Consider the following 23,926-nt stretch of genomic DNA (forward strand, 5'->3'; position numbering starts at 1 on the left):
CACCCTCATAAAACATAGCGGAACGAAGGACGTATTTCGGACCGGGAATATTCCTCCGATATGCCCAAGATAAGCGTCGAAGTGCCCCACGAGCTTCTCGCGGATCTCGACGACCACGTCGGCACCGAGGGGAAGTTCGTCAACCGTAGCGAGGCGATTCGCGCCTCCGTCAGGAAGACGCTCGATAGCCTCGACGAGATCGACGCGCGCCACGGACGGCTCGATGACGCGGAGTGAGCACTCCTCCCGACTGGCCCTCGCGGCGCTGTTCGTGACCGCGTTGGTTACCGCCCAGTTGCTCGCGGTGAAGATCCTCGCGTTGCCGCTTCCGACCGACCTGCCGGTCGTCGGCGGCGAGATAATCGTTCCCGCGGGGGTGCTCGCCTACGCGCTCACGTTCGTCGCGACCGACTGCTACGCCGAGCTCTACGGCAAGCGCCCGGCACAGTTGCTGGTCAACGTCGGCTTCGCCATGATCTTCGTCATGCTCGGACTGCTGTGGCTCGCGATCCTCGCGCCCGGCTCGCCCGCCGGCGTCGACCCTGACCTGTTCGCGCAGGTGCTCGCTCCGAGTACGAACGTCGTGCTCGGCGGGCTGCTCGCCTACCTCGTCAGCCAGAACTGGGACGTCGCCGTCTTCCATCGCATCCGCGAGCGGACGGGTGAGAAGCTACTCTGGGTGCGAAACATCGGCTCGACGGTGAGCAGTCAGGCACTCGACACCGTCGTCTTCGTCGTCGTGGCGTTCTCGATCGCACCTGCCGTTGTGGGGTTCGGTACGGCGCTTCCGGCGGGCGAACTCGTGGCGTTGATCGTCGGGCAGTACCTACTCAAACTGCTGATCGCGCTCGTGGATACGCCCGTGGTGTACGCGGTCGTCGGGTTGGTTCGCTCCAGCGAGGCCGGTGTGCGGACGACGCCAGCCGACTAATCGACCCGCGAAGCGAACGCGAAGTTCGGTTTCACGTCCTCGATCTCGATCTCGACGTGATCGCCGACGCTTGCCCCCGAGACGAAGACGGTGAAACCGTCGACCTTGGCGATCCCGTCGCCCTCGCTGCCTTCGTCTTCGATCTCGACGGTCCGGACCTCTCCCTCCTCGACCGGCGCGGTCAGGAACCCCTTGGCGATGAGGTAGATCTCCGAGGACTCCTTGCGCGAGGCCTTCGGGGAGGTCGTACGGACGTACTCGAATTCGGCTTCCATATCGGTTCTGAGCGCGTCGACGTCCCTCCCCTCGAAGACCTTCACGACGAAGTCCCCGCCCGGGGTCAGCAACTCACAAGCGGTGTCGAACGCCTGTCGGGCGAGGTGGACCGAGCGAGCCTGATCCAGCGAGTACTCGCCGGACATGTTCGGGGCCATGTCCGAGAGGACCGCGTCGGCCTCACCGATCCGCTCGGTGATCTCCTTCCTCGTGTCCTCGTCGGTCATGTCGCCCTTGATCGTCTCGACGCCCTCTAACGAGCTGATCCGCTGGAGGTCGACGCCGATCACTTTCCCCGTACCGACGCGCTCTTTTGCGATCTGAAGCCAACCGCCGGGTGCGGCACCTAGGTCGACGACGCGGTCCCCGTGGGAGAGGACGTTCTCCATCTCGTCGAGCTGCTCGAGCTTGTACGCCGAACGTGAGCGATACCCCTGCTGTTTCGCCTTGTTGTAGTACTCGTCCTTTCCGGACATTCGATTATCGGTGCATAGGGTGCCGAGCGGCTTAGGGTTTCGCTGTTCGACTCACGACAAAAAACACGCACGACGCGGGTCGTCTACCCTGTGATCGAGATATCGATCTCGAAGAGTCTGGCGATCAGTTCGAGCAGCGGACCGAGGCTCTCGACCTGCAGAACGAGTTCGGGCTGGGCGGCCGCGGATCCGGCCATCGCCACCAGCATCCCCGCCGAGAGCGTAAGCATCAGAACGGCTGTCAGTGTCTTCCTCATCGTGATCAAGCTGTTGTTATTGACGGAACAACTTAAACGCTCGTAGATCTCTTATTCGTTATGTGACCGCGCCAGTAACGATTCCCTTTCAATGATGGATTCGATATCCGTGTTCTATCTCGATCGTTCGTATGGAACTATCGTTGATCGGGAAAACTGCACTTTGGGACGCGATACGGGCCATTTTCGTCCTGACCGGGAAAGGGAAGATTGATGTGAGTTTGTTTCAACTTTCACGTATGGAAAGACGGGGAGTTGTACTTGGGATACTTATCCTTTTTATGATAATTTCTGGAACGGCGTACGCACAGGTGGAGGGAAGTCCGGAATTCGAGGCATACACGCCTGACAACACGGTTGAGCCCGGCGAGGACACCTCCATCGCCGTGACGCTCGAAAACCAAGGATCGATCGATACGGACGGTGAGGACGCAGAAGAGCAGGCGGTCACCGAAGCCCGCGACGTGACCGCCGAACTCGGGACCGGCGACGCGCCGATCTCGGTTTCGACCGCCGAGACGCGCGTCGGGACGGTGCCACAGGGCCTGACTACGACCGAGAGTTTCGGCATCACGGTCGACGGTGACGCCACACCGGGTACCTACGAGGTGCCAGTCGAGTTGACCTACACCTACACGCCCGAAGTCGACGGTGACGACGAGGCCGACGAAATAACGACCACCGAGACGGTCACGACCGAAATCGTCGTCGAGGAGTCCTCGCAGTTCGCTATTGAGGGTGCAACCTCGGACGTGAACGTCGGCAGCAGCACCGAGTCGCAGATCGACATCACGAACACCGGGCCTGAGGACGCAAGCGAGGCCGTCGTCACGCTGGAGGCACCCGACACCGGTCTCGACATCACCTCACAGAGCACGGACATCTACATCGGTGACTGGGCGGCCGGCGAGACCGAGGCGATCGACTTCGTGGCCGAACTCGACGAGGACGCGCTCCCACAGGACTACACCATCTACGCGACCGTGGAGTACCTAGACGAGAACGGCAACGAGCAGACCTCCCGGCAGCTCAGAACGGGAATCCCGACGAGCGAAGGGCAGGAATTCTCCGTCGACGGTGTCGACAGCGAGCTCTGGGTCGGCGAGGACGGCCAGATGACCGGCGAGATCACGAACGACGGACCGAACACCGCTGAGAACGTCGTCGTGACGCTCGGCGATGGCGGCGGCGGTGGCGACGGCCAGCTCGGTGGCATCCTCAGTGGCATCGGGGGCGGCGATTCCTCCGTCGGACTCAGCGAGAACATCAACCCGAGGGAGACACAGTACACCGTCGGCACACTCGAATCGGGCGAGAGCGCCTCCTTCGAGTTCCCGCTTGCGGTGAGCAGCGAGGCCGAAGCCGGCACGCAGACCGTCCAGTTGAACACCCGCTATCGGAACCCCGGTGGTGACGTTCAGACCGCCGACCCGATCGATGCGACCATCGATGTTGAGGGTGAACGCGAGATCTTCGCGCTCGAGGCCGGCACCTCGGCCGACGGAAACGAAACGCTCGGCAACGCTACGTTCGATCCCGGAACGACCGACACCCTCGAGATCCGGGTGACCAACGACTACGACCAGACGCTCACGAACGTCCGCGCCCAGACGTTTGTCGACGACCCGCTCGCGATCGCCGACGGTGAAGCGTTCGTCCCCGAGATCGAACCCGGCGAGACGGAGGTGCTACGGTTCGACCTCGAGGTAACCGACGGAGCCGATCCTCAGACGTACCCCGTCGAGATGGACTTCCAGTACGACGACGAGGAGAACTCCGGCCAGCTCTCGAGCACGTATCGAGTCCCCGTGACGGTGAACGAGCCCGCTGACGACGGCCTGCCGTGGCTGCTCGTCGTCGTCGGGTTGGTGGTCGTTCTGCTCGCGCTGGCGTGGTGGTTCCGCGACGACGCCCGCGAGTGGTACAACTCCTTCGACGAGCCATAATGTCGCGGTTCGACCTCGAGGAGGCAATCGACCGGGCGAACTACTGGATCACCGAGCGCTCGGGCGTCGTCATCGCGCTGTTCTTGGTGGTGACGCTGATGTTCTCCGGCGGGCTCGGCAACATCGAACTCGACGAGGGAACACAAGGGTTCGCGGAGGACGTCCCGGCACAAGACGCCCTCGACGACGTCAACCAGCAGTTCGAACCCCCATTCCAGGACGACCAACCCTCGACTCAACTGATCCAGCGGGGCGATAACGTCCTCACGAAAGCGGAGCTGGTGCGGATGTTGACCCTGCAACAGCGCCTCGAGGAGGACCCGGAGATCCGGGTCGAATCGACGACGAGTTTCGCCCAGACCGTCGCGCTCACCCTCGATCCGACCGCCGAGACGACCGCCCAGCAGATCGACGCCGTCGAGGGCGCGACCCGCGGCGAGGTCCGCGAGGCCGTCCGGTCGGTCACGGACGAGGGGGCGGTGGCCGAGGAGCTGTTGAGCGACGATTTCAACCCGGAGAACCCCTCGGCGTCGGCGACGATCGCGACCGTTTCTCACACAGAGCGGGCGGATCCGGCCGGTAATCAGGAGCGGATCGACGCCATTGTCGACTCGGTCGGTGGGGACGTCGTCGTTTTCGGTCAGAGTGTCATCCAAAACGAGTTCGAGGCCGTGATCGGCGACTCGCTGGCGCTCGTGATTCCCGTCGTGGTCGTGTTGATCCTCGGCTTCCTGATCTTCTCCTTTCGGGACCCGTTTGACCTGCTGTTAGGGCTGGTTGCCCTCGCAATGACGATCATCTGGACGTTCGGCTTCACGGGGCTCGCAGGCATCCCCTTCTCGGAGATGCTCATCGCGGTCCCACCGCTGTTGCTGGCGATCGGGGTCGACTTCGGGATCCACGCGATCAACCGGTATCGCGAGGAGCGCACCGACGACCGTGACCCCGGCGAGGCGATGGCGATCGCGACCCACCAGCTTCTGGTCGCCTTCTTCATCGTCGCCGGAACGACTGTGATCGGGTTCGGTGCGAACCTCATCAGCGACCTGGGACCTATTCGAGAGTTCGGGCTCGTCGCGAGCGTCGGCGTGCTGTTTGCCTTTCTGATCTTCGGCGTGTTCATGCCCGCCGCGAAGGTCGCGATGGATCGCGCCCGCGAGAACCGCCCGATCCCCGAATTCGGCACGTCGCCGCTCGGCTCGGAGGGGTCGCTTCTCGGGCGGATCCTCCCGCTGGGGGCCGTCGTCGGCCGCAAGGCCCCGATCGCGATTCTGGTGGTGGCGCTCTTAGTGAGCGTCGGCGGTGGCCTCTCGGCGACGACGGTCGATACGACCTTCGATAACGAGGACTTCCTACCCGCCGACGACCAGCCGGTGTACTTCGAGTACCTCCCCGAGGGGATCCAACCGCAAGAGTACACCATCTCCGGGACGCTCAACTACCTCCAGAACAACTTCGCGAGCGGCAACGACGACCAGGTGACGGTCTACGTCGAGGGGCCCTTGCGCCAGGACTACGCCCTCGAATCGATCCATCGCGCGAACCAGGACCCGCCGCCGTCGTTCGTGACCGAGGAGGGCGCGGCCCAGCCCCAGAGCATCATCTCCGTCATCGAAACCCGGGCCGAGAACGACCCTGAATTCGCCGCGCTCGTCGAGCGAAACGACCTGAACGACAACGGCGTCCCCGACCGGAACCTCGGGGCGATCTACGACGCGTTGCTCGCCTCCGAGTCGGGCGATCAGGCCCGCCAGTATCTCACCGAGGACCAGCACAGTACCCGATTGGTCTACTCGGTCGAGGCCGGCACCTCTGGCGGCGAGGTCACCGAGGACACCAACGAACTGGTCGACGACTACCGCTTGGAGGGAACCGCGACCGGACAGACGGTCGTGTTCCAGGAGGTCTCGACGCTCATCCTCCAGTCGGCCATCGAGTCGCTAGTCCTCGCGCTGGTGTTCACCGGGGTGTTCCTGCTGGCCATCTACTACTCGCTCGAACGACGGATCGCCCTCGGGATCGCGAACCTCGTCCCGATCGTCGTCAGCGTCGCCGTCCTCGCGGGCTCGATGCCGATCCTCGGGATCCCCTTCAACGTCCTGACGGGGACGATCCTGCCGATCTCGATCGGCGTCGGGGTCGCCTACTCGGTCCACATCACCCACCGCTTTATCGACGAGTACAACGCCACCGCCGACGCCTACGAGTCGCTGCTGATCACGCTTCGGGGAACCGGCGGCGCGCTCACCGCGAGCATGCTGACCACCCTCGGTGGGGCCGGATCGCTCGTGCTCGCGATCACGCCGCTACTCGGGCAGTTCGGTCTGCTGATGTCGATCAGCGTGCTTTACTCGTACGTACTCTCGATCGTGATCCTGCCGCCGACGCTGCTCGTCTGGGCGCGCTATTTCGGCGATGACCGCGAGTCACCCGCTCGAATCCGGTGACGCGCGCACGCGCGCGAGCAGAAAGCTGCCTTTTTACGTGGGGGTTCCGTAGCCCGAGCCAAGATGTTCAATGCGATCGTGAGTGCCGACACCCTCGGAACGGCGCTCGATTCGGTGAGCGCGCTGGTCGAGGAGTGTACGATTCACTTAAATGAGGACGGGCTGGCGATCCGGGCTGTCGACCCCGCGAACGTCGGTATGGTCGATCTTTCCCTCGATAAGAGTGCTTTCGAATCCTACGAGGCCGATGGCGGGAAGATCGGCGTCAACCTCTCTCGTCTGCTGGACACCATCGGAATGGCCGATTCGGGCCAGTTAGTCCACCTCGAACTCGACGAGGAAACGCGCAAACTCCACATCCAACTCGACGGATTGGAGTACACCCTCGCGCTGATCGATCCCGATTCGATCCGTCAGGAGCCCGATATCCCGGATCTCGATCTCCCGGCAACGATCGTCGTCGAGGGCCGGGACATCAACCGTGCGGTGAAGGCCGCCGACATGGTGAGCGACCACATCGCGCTGGGTGTCGACGAGGCGGACTCGGTCTTTTACATCGAGGCCGAGGGCGACACCGACAACGTCGATCTACGCCTTGACGAGGCCGATCTGATCGATCTCACGCCGGGCCCTGCCCACTCACTCTTTAGCCTCGACTATCTCAAGGACATGGACAAGGCCATCCCGAAAGACGGCGAGGTCACCATCGAACTCGGCGAGGAGTTCCCCGTCAAACTCCACTTCGAGATCGCGGAGGGCGAAGGACAGGTCACCTACATGCTCGCGCCGCGCATCCAGAGCGACTGATCGGATTATAGCGATCTCTCGTAGCGGTACTCTCGATACGTCTCGTCTCCCAACTCCACTATCTGTTCACCGACCCGCTCGAATCCCCGCTTTTCGTAGAACCCGATTCCGACCTCGTTTCCGGCGAGCACAGACAGCGCGAGTCGGTCGAAGCCTTCGAGCCCCGTTCCGGCCGCGACGAGTAACCGACCGCCGATCCCCTCGCCCCACCGCTCGGGTCGGACGTAGATCCTGAAGAGTTCGGCGACGCGCCCGTTTTCGGGGTTTGGACCGAGATGGGCGAACCCGACCACGTCGTTTCCAGAGACGCGAACGACGTGATCCGAGTGACCCATCACATCACGTAGTCCGGTGGGGTCGTACCACTCATCGACAGTCGACGCTACTACCTCTTCGCCGAGTAGGTCGTCGTAGGCAGCGTGCCAGCTGGCACGGGCCGTGTCCCGAATCGCCTCGGCGTCCGACGGATCGGCGGGCCGGATCTCGACCATACCGTTCGATCCCGGCGGTCGTATATAACTACGGGCGTTCACACAGACTTATTCACCCGGCGGCCATAGCCGTGCGCGGATGAAGGCGCTTCACGCTCGCTACCCGTTTCTCGCCGCCTCCCGAGGGGCGGTCGAGGAGGCTGACGTCGATCTCGTCGGGCTGGTCCACGAGGACGGACCCGTCGTCGAGCGGGCCGTCGAGCGGGTGACGGGTGCGCTCCGCAACGGCTCTATCGGCGATGCCCACCCCAGAACGCGGGTCGAATTGCTCTCGTATCCCGTCGCGCGCGTGCTCGTCTCGCTGGTTGACGAGCGGATCTGTACGCGGAAGTACGCCCACGCGGAAGCGACCCGTGCGATCTCGCTGTTCAGCGCCGCCCGAAACGACACGACCGAACTCGCGAGCGCCCGAACCGAGCGACTCTCGCTTTCGGATCTCCTCACCGAGTTCGATCTGATGGCGGCGATCCGCGAGGACGAGGAAGGGTATCGCGTCGCCGTCGGGACCTACCTCCAGCTCGTCTCTGATCTCTGGGGCGACGAGTGGCGGCTGGTCAACCGAACGCTCGCAGACGGCGACGTGGTTATCGCGAGCGAGGAGCTCTACAGCCTGCTCGAGGAGGCGATCAGCCAGCGGGTTTCGGATGGGTTGCCCCTCGCGGTCCCTGAGGAGATCGCCGCCCCCCTTGAAGACCGGGTCGAGACGGTTCGTGAGGTGCTCGCCGACCTGGATCTCACCCGCGAGATCGACACCGTTGTCCCCGAGCGGTTCCCGCCGTGCATGCAGGCGCTGCTCGACTCGATCCAGAAGGGCGAACACCTGGGTCATCACTCCCGCTTTGCGATCACCGCGTTTCTCGCGAGCATCGGGATGGACACCGACGAGATCATCGACCTCTACATGGTCAATTCGAGTTTCGGCGAGGAGATGACGCGGTACCAGACCGATCACATCCGCGGGGAGACGAGCCCGACGGAGTACTCCCCCCCGAGCTGTGCGACCATGCAGTCCTATGGCGATTGTGTGAACAAAGACGAGATCTGCGAGGACGAGATCAACGAGTCCCACCCGCTGAACTACTACGAGTTCCAGCTAGAGCAGGCCGACGAGGACGAACTGGTCGACGTTCGGGAGGACGAAGAGGCGGCTACTCCTGATTGAGGTAGTACGCGAGGCCGATCCCGACGGCGGACATGAGGATGATGAACGCGGTGATCGCGCCGACGAAGACCACCCCGCCGTCGGCCGAGAGGCCGCCCTGGTTGTACGTAGTGCCGATCCCGATCAGCACCGCGACGAACAGCCCCACCGCGCCCACGGAGACGACGATTTCGGCGATCGTCCCCCTGTCTACGTCCATAGCGTGGCGTTTCCGTCCCCGAACTAAAAGCACTTCGAAGCGATTTGGTCACTCCCATTTCGTGTGGAAGACTTACGTTCTTCGGGCTCCTACTGGTATTCGTAGCGATTCGGGAGTTCCACCGGAACTCCCGGTGATTCCATGACGCAAGCCAGAAACACACCAGCGTCACTGCCGTCCAGTGAACTCGACCTCGACCAGCGCTCGATCCGCGCGCGAACCGATCCCATGACCGTCGAAGCGCTCGGCGATTCGCTCTACGAGGTCGACACCGACCACGATACGAGCTACCTCGTCGATCTGCACGATCGGCGCTGTAGCTGTCCCGATCACGCCTTTCGGGGTGTGCGCTGTAAACACCTCCGACGGGTCGCCATCGAGATCACCGAGGGGCGGACGCCGCCACCGGGTCAGCTCGCCGTCGACTGTGCCGCCTGTGAGGAGGAGCTGTTCGTTCCCGAGGCGAGTGCCGACCGCCCGCAGTACTGTGTGGCCCACCGCCTCGAACCGGGTGCGTTCGTTCGCGACAGGGAAACGGGCGACCGGCTGCTCGTCGTGAGCGTCTCGAATCGACGGGCCGATAGGACGAATGTGGGACAATCGGCCTACAGCGTCGCGACCTACCCGAACAACCGCTCGTACGACCCTGCCGATCGGGTCGTCGGTGCGGTCTACTCACAGTCGGTCTCGATGACCGACTCGGGGCCCGATCCCGATTCGCTTCGAGTGTACACGTTCCCGCGTTCGCGCCTCGAACGCGTTTCGCGGAGCGACTAGTCGAACATTCCGGCGGCCTCTTCGGCCGACAGCGTTCCCTGTTCGACCGCGGTTAGGACTCGCTCGACGTCCGCATCGCTCCCGTCGGTCTCGGCGAGCTCGGCAAGGGTCTCGCCCGTCTCGAGTGCGGTCTCCTTTTTCACTCTGTAGTTACCGCCGTCGGTCCGGTAGACATCGCCGGGATGGAAGAAGTACCAGTCCTCACGATCGAAGCGCACCCCGATCTTCGGGCGGGCACCGAAGTTCCGCGAGAAATACACCAGCGCTTCGACCTCCTCACCGGTGAGATAGATCGGCTTTCCCGAACTCGATTTGGCCTCGATGGCGTAGAAGGCCTCGCCGTTGCCCGCGAGGACGTCGGGTAGCTCGCGCTGGGTCGCCCCGCCGCTGGCGGGTGCGCGCATCACTGCGAAGCCGGCCTCGTCGAGCCGGTTGACCAGCTCGCGTTCCCGACGGTTCCCTTTCCGGTTTGCCATCTCCGTCCGTCGGTTTCGGCCGCTCGCATATAAGGAGTCCCGTTGGCTACCGTCCGAGTCGTTGGAGCACCCCCATGATACCCTCGTAGACGTCCTCATCGAGGTCCGCGTCGTAGCCGATCGCGGGTCGGTCGTCGGTGATACTTCCGGCGTTCTCGACGGTCAGCGTGGTCGTTTCCTCGCCGACCGAGAGCTCGTACTCGCCCGCCTCGACGACCTTCGGCAGGATCCCCGGTACGTCGCCGGGGACGACCTCCACCGCCGAGAGGTCGAGGTCGACCTCGACGGTGCTCGACTCGCCCGCGGCGAGCGACACCCGCTCGTAACCCAGCAGCCGGCGGTCGGGCTGAAGCACCGATCCATAGGATTGGGTGTTGTAGACCTCGACGATATGCTCGCCGGCCTCATCGCCCGTGTTCTCGACGCCGACGCTGGCCGTCACCGTTGGCGTGCTCGCGGGGTCTGAGACCGATCCCGGCGAGACAGAGAGGCCCGAGTACTCGAAGTCGGTATAGGAGAGCCCATGGCCGAAGGCGTACAGCGGCTCGTGCGGTTCCGCGAGGGCGCTGTCGCCGAGCGGCGGGTAGGCGTCGTAGTTGTTGGGCACCTTCCCGACGTTCTCGGGCCAGTTGAACGCCAGCTTGCCCGAGGGGTTGTTCTCGCCGAGTAGCGTCTCCGCGACCGCATGGCCACCGTCGCTGCCGGGCTGGCCGGCGAAGACGACGGCATCGAGCGAGTCGAACGTCTCCGTACCTCCGCGTGGACTGCCCGCGAGGATCAGGCCGATCACGGGCGTGTCGGGTGCCTCCTCCTCGATGGCCGCCACGAGTTCGCGCTGTGCGGGGTCGAGTTCGAGTTTGTCGCGGTCGCCGAAGTCCTCGTTGTGAGGTCCCTCGCCGAGAACGACGACGACGGCGTCCGCGGAGCCGGCGGCTTCCCGAACGTCGCTCTCCTGCTCGTCGGTGAGGTCGAAATCGCCGTTCGGGTCTGACGTATCGGGGCTGTAGGGCTGGGCCCGGAAGTCCGTCGGGACGTGAGTGAGCTCTCCGTTGAACGCGTCGTCCATCGCCTCGGTGATCGTCTCGCCGCGCGGTCGGGGCCCGCCCTCGCTCGGGGCACCCTCCTGGATACCTTGCCAGCCGAGCGTCCAGGCGCCGTATCGCATCAGGAACCGGTTTTCGAGGTCGAGATCCGGATCGTAGCCCGGACCGGTCAGAAGGACGTCCTCGCTCCCCGAAAGCGGGAGTGCGTCGTCGTTCTTCAACAGCACCAGCGACTCGCGTGCGAGCTGCTCGGATTCTTCCTGGCCGCCGCCGAGTACCGAGTCGATCTCCGATTCGTCGACGGTCGGCTCCTCGAACAGGCCCAGATCCGCCTTGAGTTCGAGGATCCGTCGGACCGACTCGTCGATACACTCCATCGAGACCTCGCCGTCCTCGACGAGGCTCACGGTCGTCTCGATGAACGCGGCCGGACCGGGCGCCTCGCCACCGTTGCCGATCATGTACATGTCGACGCCAGCGTTGAGCCCCTCTTTGACTGCGCGTCGGAAGCTGTCGGTGTAGTCGTGGTTGACGAGCATCCGGTAGAAGTCGTCGTAATCGGAGATCACGACGCCCTCGAAGTCGTAGCGCTCCCGGAGCATCTGGGTCAGCAGCCACTCGGAGGCGTGGGCGGGCTTGCCGTTGAGCGCCCCGCTGTTGACCATCACGGTGGCAGGTTCGGCCTCCAGTGCCCGCCGGTAGGGCGGGAGAACGTTCGTCCGCAGATCACGCATCGAGGTCCGGGCGTGGGCCCGGTCGTTGCCGTTCTCGGGGATCGAGTACGCCCCGAAGTGCTTGACCGTCGAACAGAGCCGGTCGTTGCTCTCCAAGCCCCGTACCCGGGCCTTCGAGACCTCGCCCAGGTAGGTGGCATCCTCGCTGATCCCCTCGTAGAACCGTCCCCACCGCGGGTCACGCTGGAGGTCGGTCGTCGGTGCGAACGTCCAGTGGGCGCCCATCGCCGCGGTCGCGTCCGAGGTGTGGCGCTCGGCGGCCTCGATCAGATCGATGTTCCGGGTCGAGCCCATGTTGATGCGCTGGGGAAATGCGGTCGAGCCCGCGAGCAGTGTATTGCCGTGAAGCGCGTCGACGCCCCAGAGGAACGGAATACCGTGCTCCGAGTGTTCGAGGTTGTACTCCTGGAGCGCGTTGATTCCCTCGACGGTCTCTTGGGCGTCGAACGTCGGCGGCGACGCCCCACCCGAGAGGACCGACCCGAGTTCGAGTTCGGAGAAGTACTCCCCGAGCGTCTCGACCCCGAAGCTATCGGGGATCTCCGTGGACTCGGGATCGAACGTCCCGAGGTCGACCTGCGTCATCTGGCCGACCTTTTGTTCGAGCGTGAGATCCTCGAGAAACGCGTCGACGTCGGTTTCTTCCTCTCGGTCCTTCGAGGTGGCACTTACCGCTCCCGTCCCGACCCCTGCACTCGCCGTCGCCGCACCCGTCGCCTTCAGAAAAGTTCGCCGAGAAGTGTTCGCTTTTCGCTTCATACCGTCATCCGTGGAGCCGTCTACCATTGCGTGATACACCACGGATATAGATTATAATAGTTTTTCTATATTTGAGTTATTCTTTACTAACGGACCACTAATTCGAGACTGGTTCGGAACCCATCGAAGCCAGCGAAGCCGAATAGGTATGGAAGAGGCAGTATGCGTCGGAACGGGCCCACGTCAATCTCCTCGCCTGTTCACGTCGTTCCCCTCCCCTCTCTTCCATTCGGGTGGGGCCGAAAAAGGTAGATACGACGGGTCGTGCAGTGTTACTCGGTCGATTTCTCCGCTCCCTTCGCCTGTGCGAGGTGCGTGAGCGTGCCGATCCCGAGTCCGCCGACGACGTTCCCGGCCGTGACGATGCTCGTCGTGACGAGGAACGCGCCGATGCCGATCTCGGCTCCGAACAGGAGTCCCAAGAGGACGTGCAGCATCGTCACGATGACGTGATCGAACGGCCCCAGCGCTAACAGGAATCCGACGACGTACGCTATACTGGCTCGCGTCCCGACGCTGTCGGCGGCCGCGAGCAGAAACGACAGCAGCGTCACCAAAACGCCGCCCGCGACGGAGTCCGCGAACTCCGCCATCGGTCTCCGGGCAACGATCTCGGTGGCCGTCGTGCGCAACGCATGGCCGGTTCCCGGGGGTAACGCGCCGTCGACCGAGAACACGAGTGCCATCAATGCGCCGCCGACGAGGTTGAGGACGAACGTGACGCCCCACAAACGGGCGAGCGACGGCACCATCCACGTGTCTGACCGGTCGAACGCGGCGGCGAGCGGGTCGAAGAAGTTCTCCGTGAACAGCTCCGCGCGGCCGACGATGAGGAACACGATGGCTGGGCCGAACGCGAGCGCACCCGCGATCTTGGAGAGTTCGCCGAACTGAGGTTCGACGACCGCGTGGACGATACCTAGCGCGACGGTTCCGAAGACCACAGTGAAGCCGGCGATGAAGCTCGTGGCGACCAGTTCGAGCATCGACTGATCAAGGCGCCGTTCACCCTCTTCCACCGCTCGCTGGAAGATCTCGCTCGGGCTAGGAGCAACTGCCATCGAGAGCGATACACAATGTGGCCGGAAGAACTCGTGGCCTGCTTATGCGTGGCAGGTCGTGCCGGGTTATGTCCCGTGTTCCCAGCTACCCATGTACTCGCGCTGTTCGTCGGTCAGCGAGTCGAACTTGACGCCTTTCGCGGCGAGTTTGATCTCCGCGATCTCCTCGTCGAGCTCGTCGGGCACGTCGTGGACGCCCGCCGAATACCCCCCACTCTCGACGAGTTCGCGCACGCAGGCCGCCTGCACGCCGAAGGACTGGTCCATCACTTCGACGGGGTGACCCAGCGCGATCGGCGCGGCGAGGTTCACCAAGCGACCTTCGGCGATCACGTTCAACCGTCGGCCGTCGGCCATCTCGTAGGCCTCGACGCCGTCGCGGGCCTCGTAGTGATCTGTGGCGAGCTCTGCGAGCGCTTCGAGGTCGATCTCGATGTCGAAGTGGCCCGCGTTCGCGAGCAGGACGCCGTCCTGCATGGCCTCGAAATGCTCGCGAACGATGACGTCGCGGTTGCCCGTCGTGGTGAGGAAGACGTCGCCGACCTCCGCCGCTTCCGACATGGGCATCACGTCGTAGCCCTCCATGTGGGCTTCGAGCGCGCGGCGGGGTTCGACCTCGGTGACGATGACGTTCGCGTTCTGGCCCGACGCCTTCTTCGCGACGCCCTTCCCGCAGTAGCCGTAGCCCGCAACGACGACGTTCTTGCCGGCCCACGAGAGGTTCGTCGTCATGGCGATGCTCGCGAGCGAGCTTTCGCCCGTCCCGTGGACGTTGTCGAACAGCCGTTTCATCGGCGTGTCGTTGACCGCGAAGACGGGGTAGTTCAGCGCACCGTCTTCGTCCATCGCGCGCAATCGGTGGACTCCAGTAGTAGTTTCCTCACAGCCCCCGATGATCGAGTCGATCAGCTCGGGGTAGTCGTCGTGGATCGCCGCGACCATGTCCATACCGTCATCCACGGTGATTGTGGGTTCGTGGGCGATCACCGACTCGATGGCGGCGTAGTACTCCTCGTCGTCGACGCCCCGTACGGCATACGAGGTGATGTTCTCGTGGGCATCGAGCGCCGCGCTGACGTCGTCGTGTGTCGAGAGCGGGTTACAGCCGGTGATGGCGACCTCGGCACCGCCGTCGGCCAGTACTTCGACGAGATTAGCCGTCTTGGCCTCGACGTGCATCGCCATTCCGATGCGCTCGCCCTCGAGGGGCTTCTCGCTCTCGAACTCCTCGCGGAGGTGCGTGAGGATCGGCATGTGCTGGAACGCCCAGTCCATCTTCCGTCGGCCCTCCTCACGAGCGCTCTCGGGATCATTGAGGTGCTCGCTGATCGGGGGGTACGCCGTCTGACTCATGGTTCGAGGTGGGCGGGGCGCACCCAAAACCCTACCGAAGGTCGCGCCGGACACGGTAGTACCGGCCCATCGCGTCGACGAACGCGATCTTGAGGACGAACGTGACGACGAACCCGACGAACGTTCGAACCGGGTACTGGCGGTAGGCCGCATAGAGAGTGTACAGGTACAGCGGGACGTTCAGTACGTTGAGGAGTTCGGGGTAGCCGGTCCCGAACATCGAGTTGTCATCGGCGATCCACGCCTCCTCGCCGAGAACACCCTCGCTCAGCCAGTTGTCGGTGTCCTCGGGTTCGGAGAACAGGATCGGGTTGAGGATGAGGAAGGCGACCGTCGCCCCGAGGGCCTTCCACGAATGGCGATACAGCGCGAACAGCAACGCCGCGCCTCCGAGCATGCGGGTCGCACCGCTCCACGGGTTCGTATGCCGGCTCCAAGCGCCCTTGGACATCGGATTTCGGATAGCCATGCCCCCAATACGTTTGCCGCAGATAAAACCGTTCAGCACCAAGCCGTAGACCTTTGTGTCGTGCGGTCGACCAGTTTGTATGAGCTACAACGATTCGGGCTACCGGACTACGATCGGCTGGTCGTTACTCTCGTCGGGTATCGTCACGTTGATCTTGAAGGTCATGCCCCTCGACTCGCTGTGGTGGGGGCTGCTGTTGATCGCCGTCGGCATCGCCGTGATGGTCTACCGTTAGGCGCGCCCGACCAGCTCCGTCGCGCGTCGCTCAGCGGTCTCACGCACTTCCGTCTCGTCGAGCGTCAGCACCTCCCGGTCGCGCATGAGCGCCTCCCCGTCACAGACCGTATGGCGCACGTCCGAGCCGCGAACCGCGTACGCGAGGTGGCTCACCGGATCGTGGGCGGGCGTGAGATGGGGCTTCCCGAAGTCCACGACGGCGAGGTCGGCGTTCGCGCCTGCCTCGATCCGTCCCGAACCGATCCCGATAGCCCCGGCGCTCCCTTTCGTGGCCATCTCGACGACCTGCTCGGCAGGGACGGCGGCCGCCGAATCGGCCGCGAGCTTGCCGATCATGGCCGCGTCGCGCATCTCGTCGAAGAGGTCGAGATCGTTGTTCGAGGCCGCGCCGTCGGTGCCGATTCCTACAGAGATGCCCGCTTCAAGCATCTCCTGAACGGGCGCCATCCCGCTTGCGAGCTTCATGTTCGAGGCCGGACAGTGGACGACGCCCGTTCCGGTCTCCGCGAGCAGTTCGATCTCGTGGTCGTTGAGGTGGACGCCGTGAGCGAGGAAGTTCTCCTCCTCCAGCAACCCGAGTTCGTCGGCGTATTCGAGGGGGCGCATTCCGCGTTCCTCGACGATCGGCTCGACCTCGTCGCGGGTCTCGTTAGCGTGGATGTGGATCGGCACGCCGACCTCGCGAGCGCCCTCGACCGCGTGGACGAGCGATTCCTCCGAGACGGTCGTGAGGCTGTGGGGCATTACCGCCGTCGAGATCCGTCCCTCCTCCGTGCCGTCGAACTCTCGGGCGACTTCGATGCTCTCCTCGATGTCCGCGCGTGCGGCCTCCTCGTCTTTCCCTACCGTGACGATCCCGTGGCCGATACGGGCGCGCACGCCCGCCTCCCGGACGGCGGCGGCGACTTCGTCGACCTCGAAGTACATGTCGGCGAAGGCGGTGGTGCCGGATTTGATCATTTCGACGATTCCGAGCTCCGTGCCCGCGCGCACGTCCTCGGAGGTGAGTTCGGCCTCCGCGGGCCAGATGTCCTCCTGGAGCCAGCTATCGAGAGGTTTGTCGTCGGCGTACCCCCTGAGAAGCGACATTGCGGCGTGGCCGTGGGCGTTGACGAGGCCGGGGATCACCAGCGAGCCGTCGGCGTCCAACTGCTTGTCGCCGCGGTCGGTCTCGCCCACTGCGAGGATCTCACCCGCATCTTGATCGACCAGCACGTCCGCGCGCTCGACGGTCATGTCGGGCAGGAGGACCCGCCCGTCCGCGATCCGTAGTATCGTCATGTCTCCTGTTTCCCGTCGCGGTCGCCTCAATCTGCCGGTCCCTCCCCACGGGCGTCACTCGGCCCAGGGGCGTAGAATCGCCTCGACGGCCTCGTTCATCGGGACCTCGACGTCAGTCGACTCGGCGTGGCGGACGACCGCTCCGTTGAGGGCGTCGAGTTCTAGGCGCTTCTCGTGGACGAGGTCGTAGTGCAACGAGGAGTACATCTCCGGGTCGAGATCCCGGGCGAACTCGACCCACTCCTCGACCGTGTCCGCGGGAACGTCCACGCCTGAGGCCCGCGCGACGGCGACGACCTCCTCGACGACCCGACGGTACATCCGCCAGGACGTCTCCGTCTCCCGAATCCGGCCGATGGGTTTGCGGGTCGCGGCCGTCATGCCCGACTGGGCGCAGATGAACGCGAACTTCCGCCAGAGCTCCACGCGGACGTCGTCGGCCAGCACGGCCTCGACGCCGGCACACTCCGAGAGGGCGTCGTCGAGCGTCTCGATGCGGTCCGTCCGCGATCCGTCGAGTTCGCCGTAGACGAAGCGGGCCGGACCGCCCGTGTGCGCGACCACGCCCGGCGACTCGATCGTCGAGAAGACGTACGCGACGCCGCCGACGACGTGGGACTCGCCGACCGCCTCGGCGATCCACCGTTCGTTGTCGACGCCGTTCTGGAACGAGACCACGGCCGTCTCCGGGCCGAGGAGCGGGTCGAGGTCGGTCGTGGCCTCACGGGTATCGTAGGCCTTCACCGTGAACAACACGTAATCGACCGTGCCGATCTCGCCGGGGTCATCGGTTGCGGGGAGGTCGACGGCGGTGTCCCCGGCGACGCTCTCGACGCGAAGCCCCTCCGATCGGAGGGCCGCGAGGTGCTCGCCGCGGGCGATGAGTGAGACGTCGTGGCCGGCATCCGCGAGCCTCGCCCCGAGATATGCGCCGATACCGCCGGCACCGAAGATTGCGAACTCCATCTCGTCGTGGTTCGCATGCCGAGCCCAAGAAGGTCACCCCGACGCCGAGTAGTCCTGATTCCCTCGGATCGCAAGGCAGTTGCCGACTCCACGCGAGAGAAAGGGTATGAAGATCGCCGTTCCGAACAAGGGCCGACTCCACGAGCCGACGATCGAACTGCTCGAACGTGCCGGGCTCCACATCGAAAACGGCGCGAACCGCAAGCTCTACGCCGACACCGTCGATCCCGAGGTGTCGATCCTGTATGCGCGTGCCGCCGACATTCCTGAATACGTGTCGGATGGCGCGGCTGACCTCGGGATCACCGGGTTGGATCAGGCAAAGGAGGCCGACGCAACGACCCTCGTCGATCTGCTCGATCTGGAGTTCGGAAGCTGTCGGCTCGTACTCGCGGCACCCGAGGACGGAGAGATCCGTGAAACGACGGATCTCGACGGAAAGACCGTCGCCACCGAGTTCCCGAACGTCACCTACGAGCACTTCGCACAGCGGGGACTCGATCCCGAGATCGTCGAAGTCACCGGCGCGACCGAACTCACCCCGCACGTCGACATGGCCGACGCGATCGTCGACATCACCTCGACGGGGACGACCCTGCGGATGAACCGACTGGAGATCATCGACGAGGTCCTCCAGAGTTCGGTCCGGCTGTTCGCCCGTGAGGACGTCGTCGACGAGCCGAAGGTCGAACAGATCCGAACGGCCCTCCAGTCGGTGCTTTCCGCGGACGGCAAGCGCTATCTCATGCTCAACGCGCCCGAGGACCGGGTCGAGGAAATCCGTGAGGCGCTGCCCGGACTGGGCGGGCCGACGGTGATGGACATCGCTGGGGAAGGAATGGTCGCGATCCACGTCGTCGTCGACGAACGCGACGTCTTCGAGACGATCACGGAGATCAAGAATCTGGGTGCGAGCGGCATCCTTGTCACCGAGATCGAGCGGCTGGTCGAGTGAGCTATCGAAGGTCGGGGATCGCGACGTCCTCGTCGATTCCGACCGTCCCGTAGCGCCAGCGCACCCACGCAACCGTCAGCAGACAGCCGGCGACCATCGCCCCGAACCCGAGCAGCCCGGCCTCCGGCCCGAACGAACCGCCGGTCGCCACCGCGGGACCGCCCTGTTCGATATCGACGACGCTCGCGCCGAAGTCCATGCCGCTGACCGGAAATCCATACACGGTTCCCTGAAAGAGGTTCCAGGTGATGTGCAGGCCGATCGGGATCGCAAGCTCGCCGGTGAGCAGGTAGCCAAGCGCCAACATCACGCCCGCAAACGAGATCGCGAGTGCGCTCACGAGGGTGGCGTTCGGGTTGCTCGCGTGCAGCGCGCCGAAGACCACCGAGGAAACGACCGTTGCGAGGGCGATCGCGCCAGCGACCCCGAGGGATCCCCGCGAACCTTCGGCGAGGTTCGTCAACAGGTAGCCCCGCAGGAGCAGTTCCTCGTAGACCCCCACGATCAGAAAGAGGACGACGCTCCCCACGACCACCCACAGCAACGCCTCGCCCGCGAACAGTGCTCGGACTTCGATCCAGCCCGCCCCGAGTTCGAGGAGGAATATCCCGCTCATCAGTAGCGCGCCCAGCGCCAACCCGAACCCGCAGTCGATCCACCACTCGCGGTCGAGCCCCAGTCCGAAGTCGGCGAAGCGTCGCCGATCGACGTACCGGCCGGCGAGCCAGACGCCGACGACGGTCCCGATCCCGCTGAGGCCGGTCGAGACCAAGGCGGATCCGACGCCGACACCGGCGCCCGCGAGCAGGGCGACATCGAGTATCGAGAGAACGATCAGCGGCGGGATCGTCAGTACCGCCGTCACGATCACGAGGACGACGACGCCGGCGACGATTCTGAGTGGTGTTCTCGCACGTCCCTCTTCGGCGTTCCAGACGAGTGATTGTAAGCTCATGTCGGTGCGGTTCCGAGCAGCGCGAGGAGGTTCTGCAGGGCGAATCCGAGCAGGAAGCTCACCGTGAAGTGAACTAGAGTGATGAATCCCGAGCGGGGGTACGAAACGTCGTAGACCGACTTGACCACGATCACCTCGGCGATGATCGCGATCGCCGCCGCTGGAAGCGGCCGGCCGGCAAGCGTCAGCGAGAACACGACCACTGCGGGAACCAACCCCGCGAGCGCGTTTCTCACCGGTACGTCACCCAGCGCGTACCGGGCGGCGATGTGAAGCGTCAGGCAGAACCCGAGCCCGATCACCAGAAAGGTCGTCGCGAGGGTGAAGAGGGCGCCGAGGACCATTCGCTACTCGAGCAGGCCGAGTTCCTCGAGCCGGGAGACGATCTTGTCGACGGCGTGTTCGGCGTCGACGGGCTGTTTCCCGCCCGTAATCACGAGTTTGCCGGAGCCAAAGAGCAGCGCGACGACCTTCGGCTCGTCGAGTCGGTAGACCAGCCCGGGGAACTGCTCGGGCTCGTACTCGATGTTTTCGAGGCCCAGTCCGATCGCGATCGCGTTCAGGTTGAGGTTGACGCCCAGATCCGCCGAGGTGACGATGTTCTGGACGACGATCTCGGGGTCGTCCTGGACTTGGATCTCGAGGTCGCGAAGCTTATCGAAGACTATCTGGAGGCTCTCGTGGACGTCGTCGGTCGACTTCGCGCCCGTACAGACGATCTTGCCCGACCGGAAGATGAGCGCGGCCGATTTGGGGTTCTGCGTGCGGTAGACCAGCCCGGGGAACTGCTCGGGGTCGTAATCCGCACCTTCGAGGTCCATCGCGACGCTTTGGAGATCGAGCTCCTGCCCGATGCCCGTCGATGCGACCACGTTCTCGATGTTGATGGTCTCCTTCGGGTCCATGTCTGTTTATAAAACGTATTTAACCTTTATAAAGGTGGTGGGGTAGCTCGGTCGGTGGATCGGCAGGCTCTTTCCGACGAGCGCCGACCGGTCGGTGTGTACCTGCTGGAGCTGGCCGGCGAGGGCGACGCCTTCGCACGTTGTGAAGCCCGTAGTGCCGCAACCGGCGTCGCGCGGCTCGCCCCCGGGCTGGCCAGCGCCCGCGGGATCGATCCCCGTCGCATCCGAACGCTCGCGTACACCCACCGGGCGAGCGAGCTGATCGGGACCTGTGAATGCGAAGTCGACGCGGCGCGACTCCTGCTCGAACTCGCGGGGATCGAGCGCGAAGGGTCGGTTCGCGTGCGCGCCCGCCGGGTGCGCGGGGCCGACGTCGACACCCAGCGGGTCGAGCGCGAACTCGGATCGGTCCTCGTCGAGCGAGGCTTTTCAGTGGATCTCGAGGACCCGGATCACGAGCTTCGAGCCGTCTTCTCCGATAGTACGGAACAGGGCTCCGCGGAGCGTTCGAGCGGTACCCAGTCCGGGACACCGAGAGACGGGATCTGCACGCTGGGCTGGCTTGCGGCCGCGAGCCGGCGGGATTTCGCCGCGCGCGCGCCCACCGAGAAACCGTTCTTCCAGCCCGGCAGCATGGACCCCCTTCTCGCACGAGCGATCGCGAACGTCGCGGGTGCCGCTCAGGGGAAAACGATCCTCGATCCCATGTGCGGGACGGGGGGCGTGCTCGTCGAGGCGGGACTGGCCGGCGCGCAGGTCATCGGGGCGGACACCCAATGGAAGATGACCCGCGGTGCACGCGAGAACCTCGCACACTACGGCATCACGTTCAACCTGTTTCGCGGCGATGCCACCCGGATCCCGCTTCGCGAGGGGAGCGTCGATGGCATCGTCTTCGATGCGCCCTACGGCCGCCAGTCGAAGATCGAGGGCGAACTGAAACCGCTCGTCGAAGGGGCGCTCGCCGAAGCCCACCGGATCGCCCCCCGTGCCGTCGTCGTCGCCGACCGTCCCTGGAGCGACGCCGTCGAGGCGGCCGGCTGGACGGTCGAAGACCGTTTCGAGCGCCGGGTCCACGGGTCGCTGACGCGCTATATCTCCGTGCTCGGTTAGCGCTCGGCGTCGCGTGCGGCCGTCCGTCGCTCCCGCTCCTCGTCGGTCTCGACCGTCAGGTCGGGCACCTCGACGGGGGACCCCTCAGCGTCGATCGCGACGAACGTAAAGGAGGCCTCCGTCGTCAGGGACGCCTCGCCGGTTCGGGGATCCTCGACCCACGCGCGGATCCGCACTCGAACGCTCGTCCGTCCGGTGTCGTAGGCGTAAGCCTCGATCCGTGCGATCTCGCCGATCGGGACGGGCTGTTGGAAATCGAGTTCGGTTACGCCGGCGGTGACGCAGGACTCGCCGGCTAAACGCATCGCCGCCATCGCGCCGACCTCGTCCATCCACTTCATCAGCATTCCGCCGTGGAGCGACTCGTAGTTGTTCGCGTGGTTGGGCTGCACGCGATACCTGTTCTCGATCAGTGTCTCCGAAAGGGACGTCATGACCCTCCTTCACCATCGATGGTAATGAAAGCGGCCGGCTCAGAGGACGAGCAGCGCCGCACTCACGACGGCAAGAACGTAGCCCGAGAGCACGGCCGCGTATTTGGCGAACAGCCGCCAGTCGAATCCGCGAATCGAGAGGATCCCGCAGAAGAGGAAGCCGAGCCAGAGGTTCGACAGCCCCGCACCGTACATCACGGCCACCAGCGAGTTGAGGAGGTCGGCCCCACCGCCGACCAGCCCGGGACCGATGATCACCCAGACGGCGGCGGGGTCGGGGATCGCGAGCCCCAACCCGAAGGAGGCAACCAGCGGGGCGAGTTCGGTTGTTCCGAGCGCAGCGCCGATCGGCTCGTAGAGTTCCGCCCCCGAGAGCAGCGCGAAGACGACCGCATAGAGCATAAAGGGAATCGCGACGTGGTTGGCCCACCGGGTCGCGTGGGTGGTCTTCGAGCGGAACGCCATCGGGCGCGTGTGAACGAGCAGCCCGAGGATCATCAGACAGAACAGCAACCACAGGAGTGTCAGCGCCCCGCCGGTCGCGAAGTGGATCCCCGCCGAGCCGATCCCGATGACCACTGCGACCCCGGAGATGAGCCGGGACTGTTCGAGTCGGTCGGCCGCCGTGTACTCGGAACGTGTCGGTAGCGTGTAGTGATCGAGCGTTGAGCGGATCGATCCCTCTAGAAGCGAACCACTGGCCAGTTCTCGGCGGTCCGCCTCGTCGTCTGGCGCGAGACCGACCAGCACCAGCGGCAAGGTCACGATCAGCAGCAGGCTCGGGACGAGGTTCGCCGGCGCGAGGACGAACCCGGTCATTCCTATCGCTCCCGTCGAGTCGGCGAAGACGCCGGTCATCTCGGCCAGCGCCGTATCGGCCATCAGCAACGCTCCCGGGCTGGTAAGCCCCTGATTGGCGAGGACAAGCGAGAGCAAGCCGGCCGTCAGCACCGCGGGGTAGTGGACCGCGACGCCCTCCTCGCGTGCGCGTCGGCAGAGTCGCCGGCCGATCAGCACACCGCCGACGAGCCCGAGCGCCCAGTTGATCCAGCCGAACGCGAGCGCGATAGCGCCCGTGGCGTAGACGATCGCGGGCTGGCTCGTCGGAACGAGCGCGGCGAGGTGATCGAACAGCGCGCCGACCGGTGGGGACTCGACGACGGTCGCCGAGAGCACCCAAAAGAGGATCAGCGCCATCTGCAGGGCAAATAAGTCATAAAACCCCGTCGTGAACAGTTCGAGCTGGTCGAGCGGGGCGAAATACGGGATCGTGACGACGAGCGCGATCAGCGCGAGTACCACCGAGAGCGCGAGCGATTCGGGGAAGAAGCGTCCGAAGAACGGCACGAACTCTTCCGTTTCGTCGGACGCGCCGGCGTCAGCGTCGGCGTCTGTATGTCGTGTTGCCATTTCGAT

At 64.7% G+C, this 23,926-nt stretch carries 26 protein-coding genes; 10 read left to right on the forward strand and 16 right to left on the reverse strand.

Features of this window, described 5'->3' with window-relative positions; genetic code table 11:
- The first annotated feature begins 60 nt into the window (after positions 1 to 60).
- Positions 61 to 237 carry a ribbon-helix-helix domain-containing protein gene (locus EAO80_RS01175; RefSeq protein WP_122088118.1) on the forward strand — a complete coding sequence of 59 codons (177 nt, stop codon included), beginning with the start codon at positions 61 to 63 and terminating at the stop codon, positions 235 to 237.
- Entirely contained in the window at positions 224 to 931 is a 708-nt protein-coding gene (locus tag EAO80_RS01180) for a queuosine precursor transporter (protein WP_122088119.1), read from the forward strand. Before EAO80_RS01175 ends, EAO80_RS01180 begins: the two co-directional genes overlap by 14 nt.
- Here EAO80_RS01180 and EAO80_RS01185 read toward each other — a convergent pair.
- Together EAO80_RS01185 and EAO80_RS19345 are read right to left on the reverse strand one after the other, a co-directional pair.
- A complete protein-coding gene (locus EAO80_RS01185; RefSeq protein ID WP_122088120.1) occupies positions 928 to 1,683 on the reverse strand; it encodes a 23S rRNA (uridine(2552)-2'-O)-methyltransferase in 756 nt (251 codons plus the stop codon). The two genes, EAO80_RS01180 and EAO80_RS01185, sit on opposite strands and share 4 nt — an antisense overlap.
- Positions 1,684 to 1,766: 83 nt before the next feature.
- Positions 1,767 to 1,940, reverse strand: a complete 174-nt coding sequence (locus tag EAO80_RS19345; protein ID WP_162993824.1) for a hypothetical protein — start codon at positions 1,938 to 1,940, stop codon at positions 1,767 to 1,769.
- Between the two features lie 311 nt (positions 1,941 to 2,251).
- On the opposite strand from EAO80_RS19345, the gene EAO80_RS01190 reads away from it, so the two are divergent.
- The 3 genes from EAO80_RS01190 to EAO80_RS01200 all read left to right on the forward strand — a co-directional run bounded on the left by EAO80_RS01190 (position 2,252) and on the right by EAO80_RS01200 (position 7,140).
- Positions 2,252 to 3,886, forward strand: coding sequence for a COG1361 S-layer family protein (locus tag EAO80_RS01190; RefSeq protein WP_122088121.1), 1,635 nt, complete (start codon positions 2,252 to 2,254; stop codon positions 3,884 to 3,886).
- On the forward strand, positions 3,886 to 6,333 hold the full coding sequence (locus EAO80_RS01195; RefSeq protein ID WP_122088122.1) for an efflux RND transporter permease subunit: 2,448 nt from the start codon (positions 3,886 to 3,888) through the stop codon (positions 6,331 to 6,333). Before EAO80_RS01190 ends, EAO80_RS01195 begins: the two co-directional genes overlap by 1 nt.
- Positions 6,334 to 6,396: 63 nt before the next feature.
- Positions 6,397 to 7,140 carry a DNA polymerase sliding clamp gene (locus EAO80_RS01200; protein WP_122088123.1) on the forward strand — a complete coding sequence of 248 codons (744 nt, stop codon included), beginning with the start codon at positions 6,397 to 6,399 and terminating at the stop codon, positions 7,138 to 7,140.
- Between the two features lie 5 nt (positions 7,141 to 7,145).
- Here EAO80_RS01200 and EAO80_RS01205 read toward each other — a convergent pair whose 3' ends face one another.
- A complete protein-coding gene (locus tag EAO80_RS01205; protein WP_122088124.1) occupies positions 7,146 to 7,631 on the reverse strand; it encodes a GNAT family N-acetyltransferase in 486 nt (161 codons plus the stop codon).
- Positions 7,632 to 7,710: 79 nt separating this feature from the next.
- On the opposite strand from EAO80_RS01205, the gene priL reads away from it, so the two are divergent.
- Positions 7,711 to 8,793, forward strand: coding sequence for a DNA primase regulatory subunit PriL (gene priL, locus EAO80_RS01210; RefSeq protein WP_122088125.1), 1,083 nt, complete (start codon positions 7,711 to 7,713; stop codon positions 8,791 to 8,793).
- Here priL and EAO80_RS01215 read toward each other — a convergent pair.
- Entirely contained in the window at positions 8,780 to 8,992 is a 213-nt protein-coding gene (locus tag EAO80_RS01215; RefSeq protein WP_122088126.1) for a DUF7472 family protein, read from the reverse strand. The two genes, priL and EAO80_RS01215, sit on opposite strands and share 14 nt — an antisense overlap.
- 141 nt (positions 8,993 to 9,133) lie before the next feature.
- Between EAO80_RS01215 and EAO80_RS01220 the strand changes: the two genes are divergently transcribed.
- Positions 9,134 to 9,769, forward strand: a complete 636-nt coding sequence (locus EAO80_RS01220) for an SWIM zinc finger family protein (protein ID WP_122088127.1) — start codon at positions 9,134 to 9,136, stop codon at positions 9,767 to 9,769.
- Here EAO80_RS01220 and hjc read toward each other — a convergent pair.
- From hjc to EAO80_RS01245, 5 genes are all read right to left on the reverse strand, one after another.
- Positions 9,766 to 10,245: a Holliday junction resolvase Hjc gene (gene hjc, locus EAO80_RS01225; RefSeq protein WP_122088128.1), complete on the reverse strand. Its 480-nt coding sequence runs from the start codon at positions 10,243 to 10,245 to the stop codon at positions 9,766 to 9,768. The two genes, EAO80_RS01220 and hjc, sit on opposite strands and share 4 nt — an antisense overlap.
- A gap of 46 nt (positions 10,246 to 10,291) precedes the next feature.
- A complete protein-coding gene (locus EAO80_RS01230; RefSeq protein ID WP_122088129.1) occupies positions 10,292 to 12,808 on the reverse strand; it encodes a glycoside hydrolase family 3 N-terminal domain-containing protein in 2,517 nt (838 codons plus the stop codon).
- A 245-nt stretch (positions 12,809 to 13,053) separates the two neighbouring features.
- The gene (locus tag EAO80_RS01235; RefSeq protein WP_122088130.1) at positions 13,054 to 13,842 is read right to left on the reverse strand and encodes a formate/nitrite transporter family protein; all 789 of its coding nucleotides are present in this window, start codon (positions 13,840 to 13,842) and stop codon (positions 13,054 to 13,056) included.
- A 66-nt stretch (positions 13,843 to 13,908) separates the two neighbouring features.
- Positions 13,909 to 15,195, reverse strand: a complete 1,287-nt coding sequence (locus tag EAO80_RS01240) for an adenosylhomocysteinase (protein ID WP_122088131.1) — start codon at positions 15,193 to 15,195, stop codon at positions 13,909 to 13,911.
- A 31-nt stretch (positions 15,196 to 15,226) separates the two neighbouring features.
- Positions 15,227 to 15,664, reverse strand: coding sequence for a DUF6653 family protein (locus EAO80_RS01245; RefSeq protein ID WP_245998381.1), 438 nt, complete (start codon positions 15,662 to 15,664; stop codon positions 15,227 to 15,229).
- A gap of 79 nt (positions 15,665 to 15,743) precedes the next feature.
- Between EAO80_RS01245 and EAO80_RS19350 the strand changes: the two genes are divergently transcribed.
- Positions 15,744 to 15,899, forward strand: coding sequence for a hypothetical protein (locus EAO80_RS19350; RefSeq protein ID WP_162993825.1), 156 nt, complete (start codon positions 15,744 to 15,746; stop codon positions 15,897 to 15,899).
- Here the strand turns inward: EAO80_RS19350 and EAO80_RS01250 are convergent.
- Positions 15,896 to 17,182, reverse strand: a complete 1,287-nt coding sequence (locus tag EAO80_RS01250; protein WP_122088133.1) for an amidohydrolase — start codon at positions 17,180 to 17,182, stop codon at positions 15,896 to 15,898. The genes EAO80_RS19350 and EAO80_RS01250 overlap by 4 nt on opposite strands.
- A 54-nt stretch (positions 17,183 to 17,236) precedes the next feature.
- Positions 17,237 to 18,148: a 2-dehydropantoate 2-reductase gene (locus EAO80_RS01255; protein ID WP_122088134.1), complete on the reverse strand. Its 912-nt coding sequence runs from the start codon at positions 18,146 to 18,148 to the stop codon at positions 17,237 to 17,239.
- A 106-nt stretch (positions 18,149 to 18,254) separates the two neighbouring features.
- Between EAO80_RS01255 and hisG the strand changes: the two genes are divergently transcribed.
- Positions 18,255 to 19,103, forward strand: coding sequence for an ATP phosphoribosyltransferase (gene hisG / locus EAO80_RS01260; protein WP_122088135.1), 849 nt, complete (start codon positions 18,255 to 18,257; stop codon positions 19,101 to 19,103).
- Position 19,104: 1 nt separating this feature from the next.
- Here the strand turns inward: hisG and EAO80_RS01265 are convergent, their stop codons facing one another.
- Genes EAO80_RS01265 through EAO80_RS01275 form a run of 3 tightly spaced genes read right to left on the reverse strand, consistent with a single transcriptional unit; the run spans position 19,105 to position 20,963 of the window.
- On the reverse strand, positions 19,105 to 20,058 hold the full coding sequence (locus EAO80_RS01265; RefSeq protein ID WP_122088136.1) for a CPBP family intramembrane glutamic endopeptidase: 954 nt from the start codon (positions 20,056 to 20,058) through the stop codon (positions 19,105 to 19,107).
- Positions 20,055 to 20,402, reverse strand: coding sequence for a DUF7473 family protein (locus EAO80_RS01270; RefSeq protein WP_122088137.1), 348 nt, complete (start codon positions 20,400 to 20,402; stop codon positions 20,055 to 20,057). The genes EAO80_RS01265 and EAO80_RS01270 overlap by 4 nt, the downstream gene beginning before the upstream one ends.
- A gap of 3 nt (positions 20,403 to 20,405) precedes the next feature.
- Positions 20,406 to 20,963 (reverse strand): TATA-box-binding protein, encoded by a 558-nt coding sequence (locus tag EAO80_RS01275; protein ID WP_122088138.1) that lies wholly within the window; start codon positions 20,961 to 20,963, stop codon positions 20,406 to 20,408.
- Between the two features lie 96 nt (positions 20,964 to 21,059).
- On the opposite strand from EAO80_RS01275, the gene EAO80_RS01280 reads away from it, so the two are divergent.
- Entirely contained in the window at positions 21,060 to 22,076 is a 1,017-nt protein-coding gene (locus tag EAO80_RS01280) for a methyltransferase domain-containing protein (RefSeq protein ID WP_122088139.1), read from the forward strand.
- On the opposite strand, the gene EAO80_RS01285 is transcribed toward EAO80_RS01280, so the two are convergent.
- Together EAO80_RS01285 and EAO80_RS01290 are read right to left on the reverse strand one after the other, a co-directional pair.
- Positions 22,073 to 22,510: an acyl-CoA thioesterase gene (locus tag EAO80_RS01285; RefSeq protein ID WP_122088140.1), complete on the reverse strand. Its 438-nt coding sequence runs from the start codon at positions 22,508 to 22,510 to the stop codon at positions 22,073 to 22,075. The two genes, EAO80_RS01280 and EAO80_RS01285, sit on opposite strands and share 4 nt — an antisense overlap.
- Positions 22,511 to 22,549: 39 nt before the next feature.
- Complete coding sequence (locus EAO80_RS01290) at positions 22,550 to 23,920, reverse strand: TIGR00366 family protein (RefSeq protein WP_122088227.1); 1,371 nt, start codon at positions 23,918 to 23,920, stop codon at positions 22,550 to 22,552.
- Positions 23,921 to 23,926: the final 6 nt, after the last annotated feature.

Source organism: Halalkalicoccus subterraneus (genome assembly GCF_003697815.1).
Classification (GTDB): Archaea; Halobacteriota; Halobacteria; order Halobacteriales; family Halalkalicoccaceae; genus Halalkalicoccus; species Halalkalicoccus subterraneus.

What these genes read in the sequence shown, in the direction of transcription:
- EAO80_RS01180 (WP_122088119.1), top strand. Translation starts at nt 224, where the DNA reads ATGACGCGGAGTGAGCACTCCTCCCGACTGGCCCTCGCGGCGCTGTTC.
- EAO80_RS01240 (WP_122088131.1), bottom strand. Translation starts at nt 15,195, where the DNA reads ATGAGTCAGACGGCGTACCCCCCGATCAGCGAGCACCTCAATGATCCC.
- hjc (WP_122088128.1), bottom strand. Translation starts at nt 10,245, where the DNA reads ATGGCAAACCGGAAAGGGAACCGTCGGGAACGCGAGCTGGTCAACCGG.
- EAO80_RS01175 (WP_122088118.1), top strand. Translation starts at nt 61, where the DNA reads ATGCCCAAGATAAGCGTCGAAGTGCCCCACGAGCTTCTCGCGGATCTC.
- EAO80_RS01215 (WP_122088126.1), bottom strand. Translation starts at nt 8,992, where the DNA reads ATGGACGTAGACAGGGGGACGATCGCCGAAATCGTCGTCTCCGTGGGC.
- EAO80_RS01220 (WP_122088127.1), top strand. Translation starts at nt 9,134, where the DNA reads ATGACGCAAGCCAGAAACACACCAGCGTCACTGCCGTCCAGTGAACTC.
- EAO80_RS19350 (WP_162993825.1), top strand. Translation starts at nt 15,744, where the DNA reads ATGAGCTACAACGATTCGGGCTACCGGACTACGATCGGCTGGTCGTTA.
- EAO80_RS01270 (WP_122088137.1), bottom strand. Translation starts at nt 20,402, where the DNA reads ATGGTCCTCGGCGCCCTCTTCACCCTCGCGACGACCTTTCTGGTGATC.
- EAO80_RS01265 (WP_122088136.1), bottom strand. Translation starts at nt 20,058, where the DNA reads ATGAGCTTACAATCACTCGTCTGGAACGCCGAAGAGGGACGTGCGAGA.
- EAO80_RS01290 (WP_122088227.1), bottom strand. Translation starts at nt 23,920, where the DNA reads ATGGCAACACGACATACAGACGCCGACGCTGACGCCGGCGCGTCCGAC.
- EAO80_RS01195 (WP_122088122.1), top strand. Translation starts at nt 3,886, where the DNA reads ATGTCGCGGTTCGACCTCGAGGAGGCAATCGACCGGGCGAACTACTGG.
- EAO80_RS01235 (WP_122088130.1), bottom strand. Translation starts at nt 13,842, where the DNA reads ATGGCAGTTGCTCCTAGCCCGAGCGAGATCTTCCAGCGAGCGGTGGAA.
- EAO80_RS01255 (WP_122088134.1), bottom strand. Translation starts at nt 18,148, where the DNA reads ATGGAGTTCGCAATCTTCGGTGCCGGCGGTATCGGCGCATATCTCGGG.
- EAO80_RS01200 (WP_122088123.1), top strand. Translation starts at nt 6,397, where the DNA reads ATGTTCAATGCGATCGTGAGTGCCGACACCCTCGGAACGGCGCTCGAT.
- EAO80_RS01250 (WP_122088133.1), bottom strand. Translation starts at nt 17,182, where the DNA reads ATGACGATACTACGGATCGCGGACGGGCGGGTCCTCCTGCCCGACATG.
- EAO80_RS01205 (WP_122088124.1), bottom strand. Translation starts at nt 7,631, where the DNA reads ATGGTCGAGATCCGGCCCGCCGATCCGTCGGACGCCGAGGCGATTCGG.
- EAO80_RS01230 (WP_122088129.1), bottom strand. Translation starts at nt 12,808, where the DNA reads ATGGTAGACGGCTCCACGGATGACGGTATGAAGCGAAAAGCGAACACT.
- EAO80_RS01245 (WP_245998381.1), bottom strand. Translation starts at nt 15,664, where the DNA reads ATGGCTATCCGAAATCCGATGTCCAAGGGCGCTTGGAGCCGGCATACG.
- EAO80_RS01185 (WP_122088120.1), bottom strand. Translation starts at nt 1,683, where the DNA reads ATGTCCGGAAAGGACGAGTACTACAACAAGGCGAAACAGCAGGGGTAT.
- EAO80_RS01285 (WP_122088140.1), bottom strand. Translation starts at nt 22,510, where the DNA reads ATGACGTCCCTTTCGGAGACACTGATCGAGAACAGGTATCGCGTGCAG.
- hisG (WP_122088135.1), top strand. Translation starts at nt 18,255, where the DNA reads ATGAAGATCGCCGTTCCGAACAAGGGCCGACTCCACGAGCCGACGATC.
- EAO80_RS19345 (WP_162993824.1), bottom strand. Translation starts at nt 1,940, where the DNA reads ATGAGGAAGACACTGACAGCCGTTCTGATGCTTACGCTCTCGGCGGGG.
- EAO80_RS01275 (WP_122088138.1), bottom strand. Translation starts at nt 20,963, where the DNA reads ATGGACCCGAAGGAGACCATCAACATCGAGAACGTGGTCGCATCGACG.
- priL (WP_122088125.1), top strand. Translation starts at nt 7,711, where the DNA reads ATGAAGGCGCTTCACGCTCGCTACCCGTTTCTCGCCGCCTCCCGAGGG.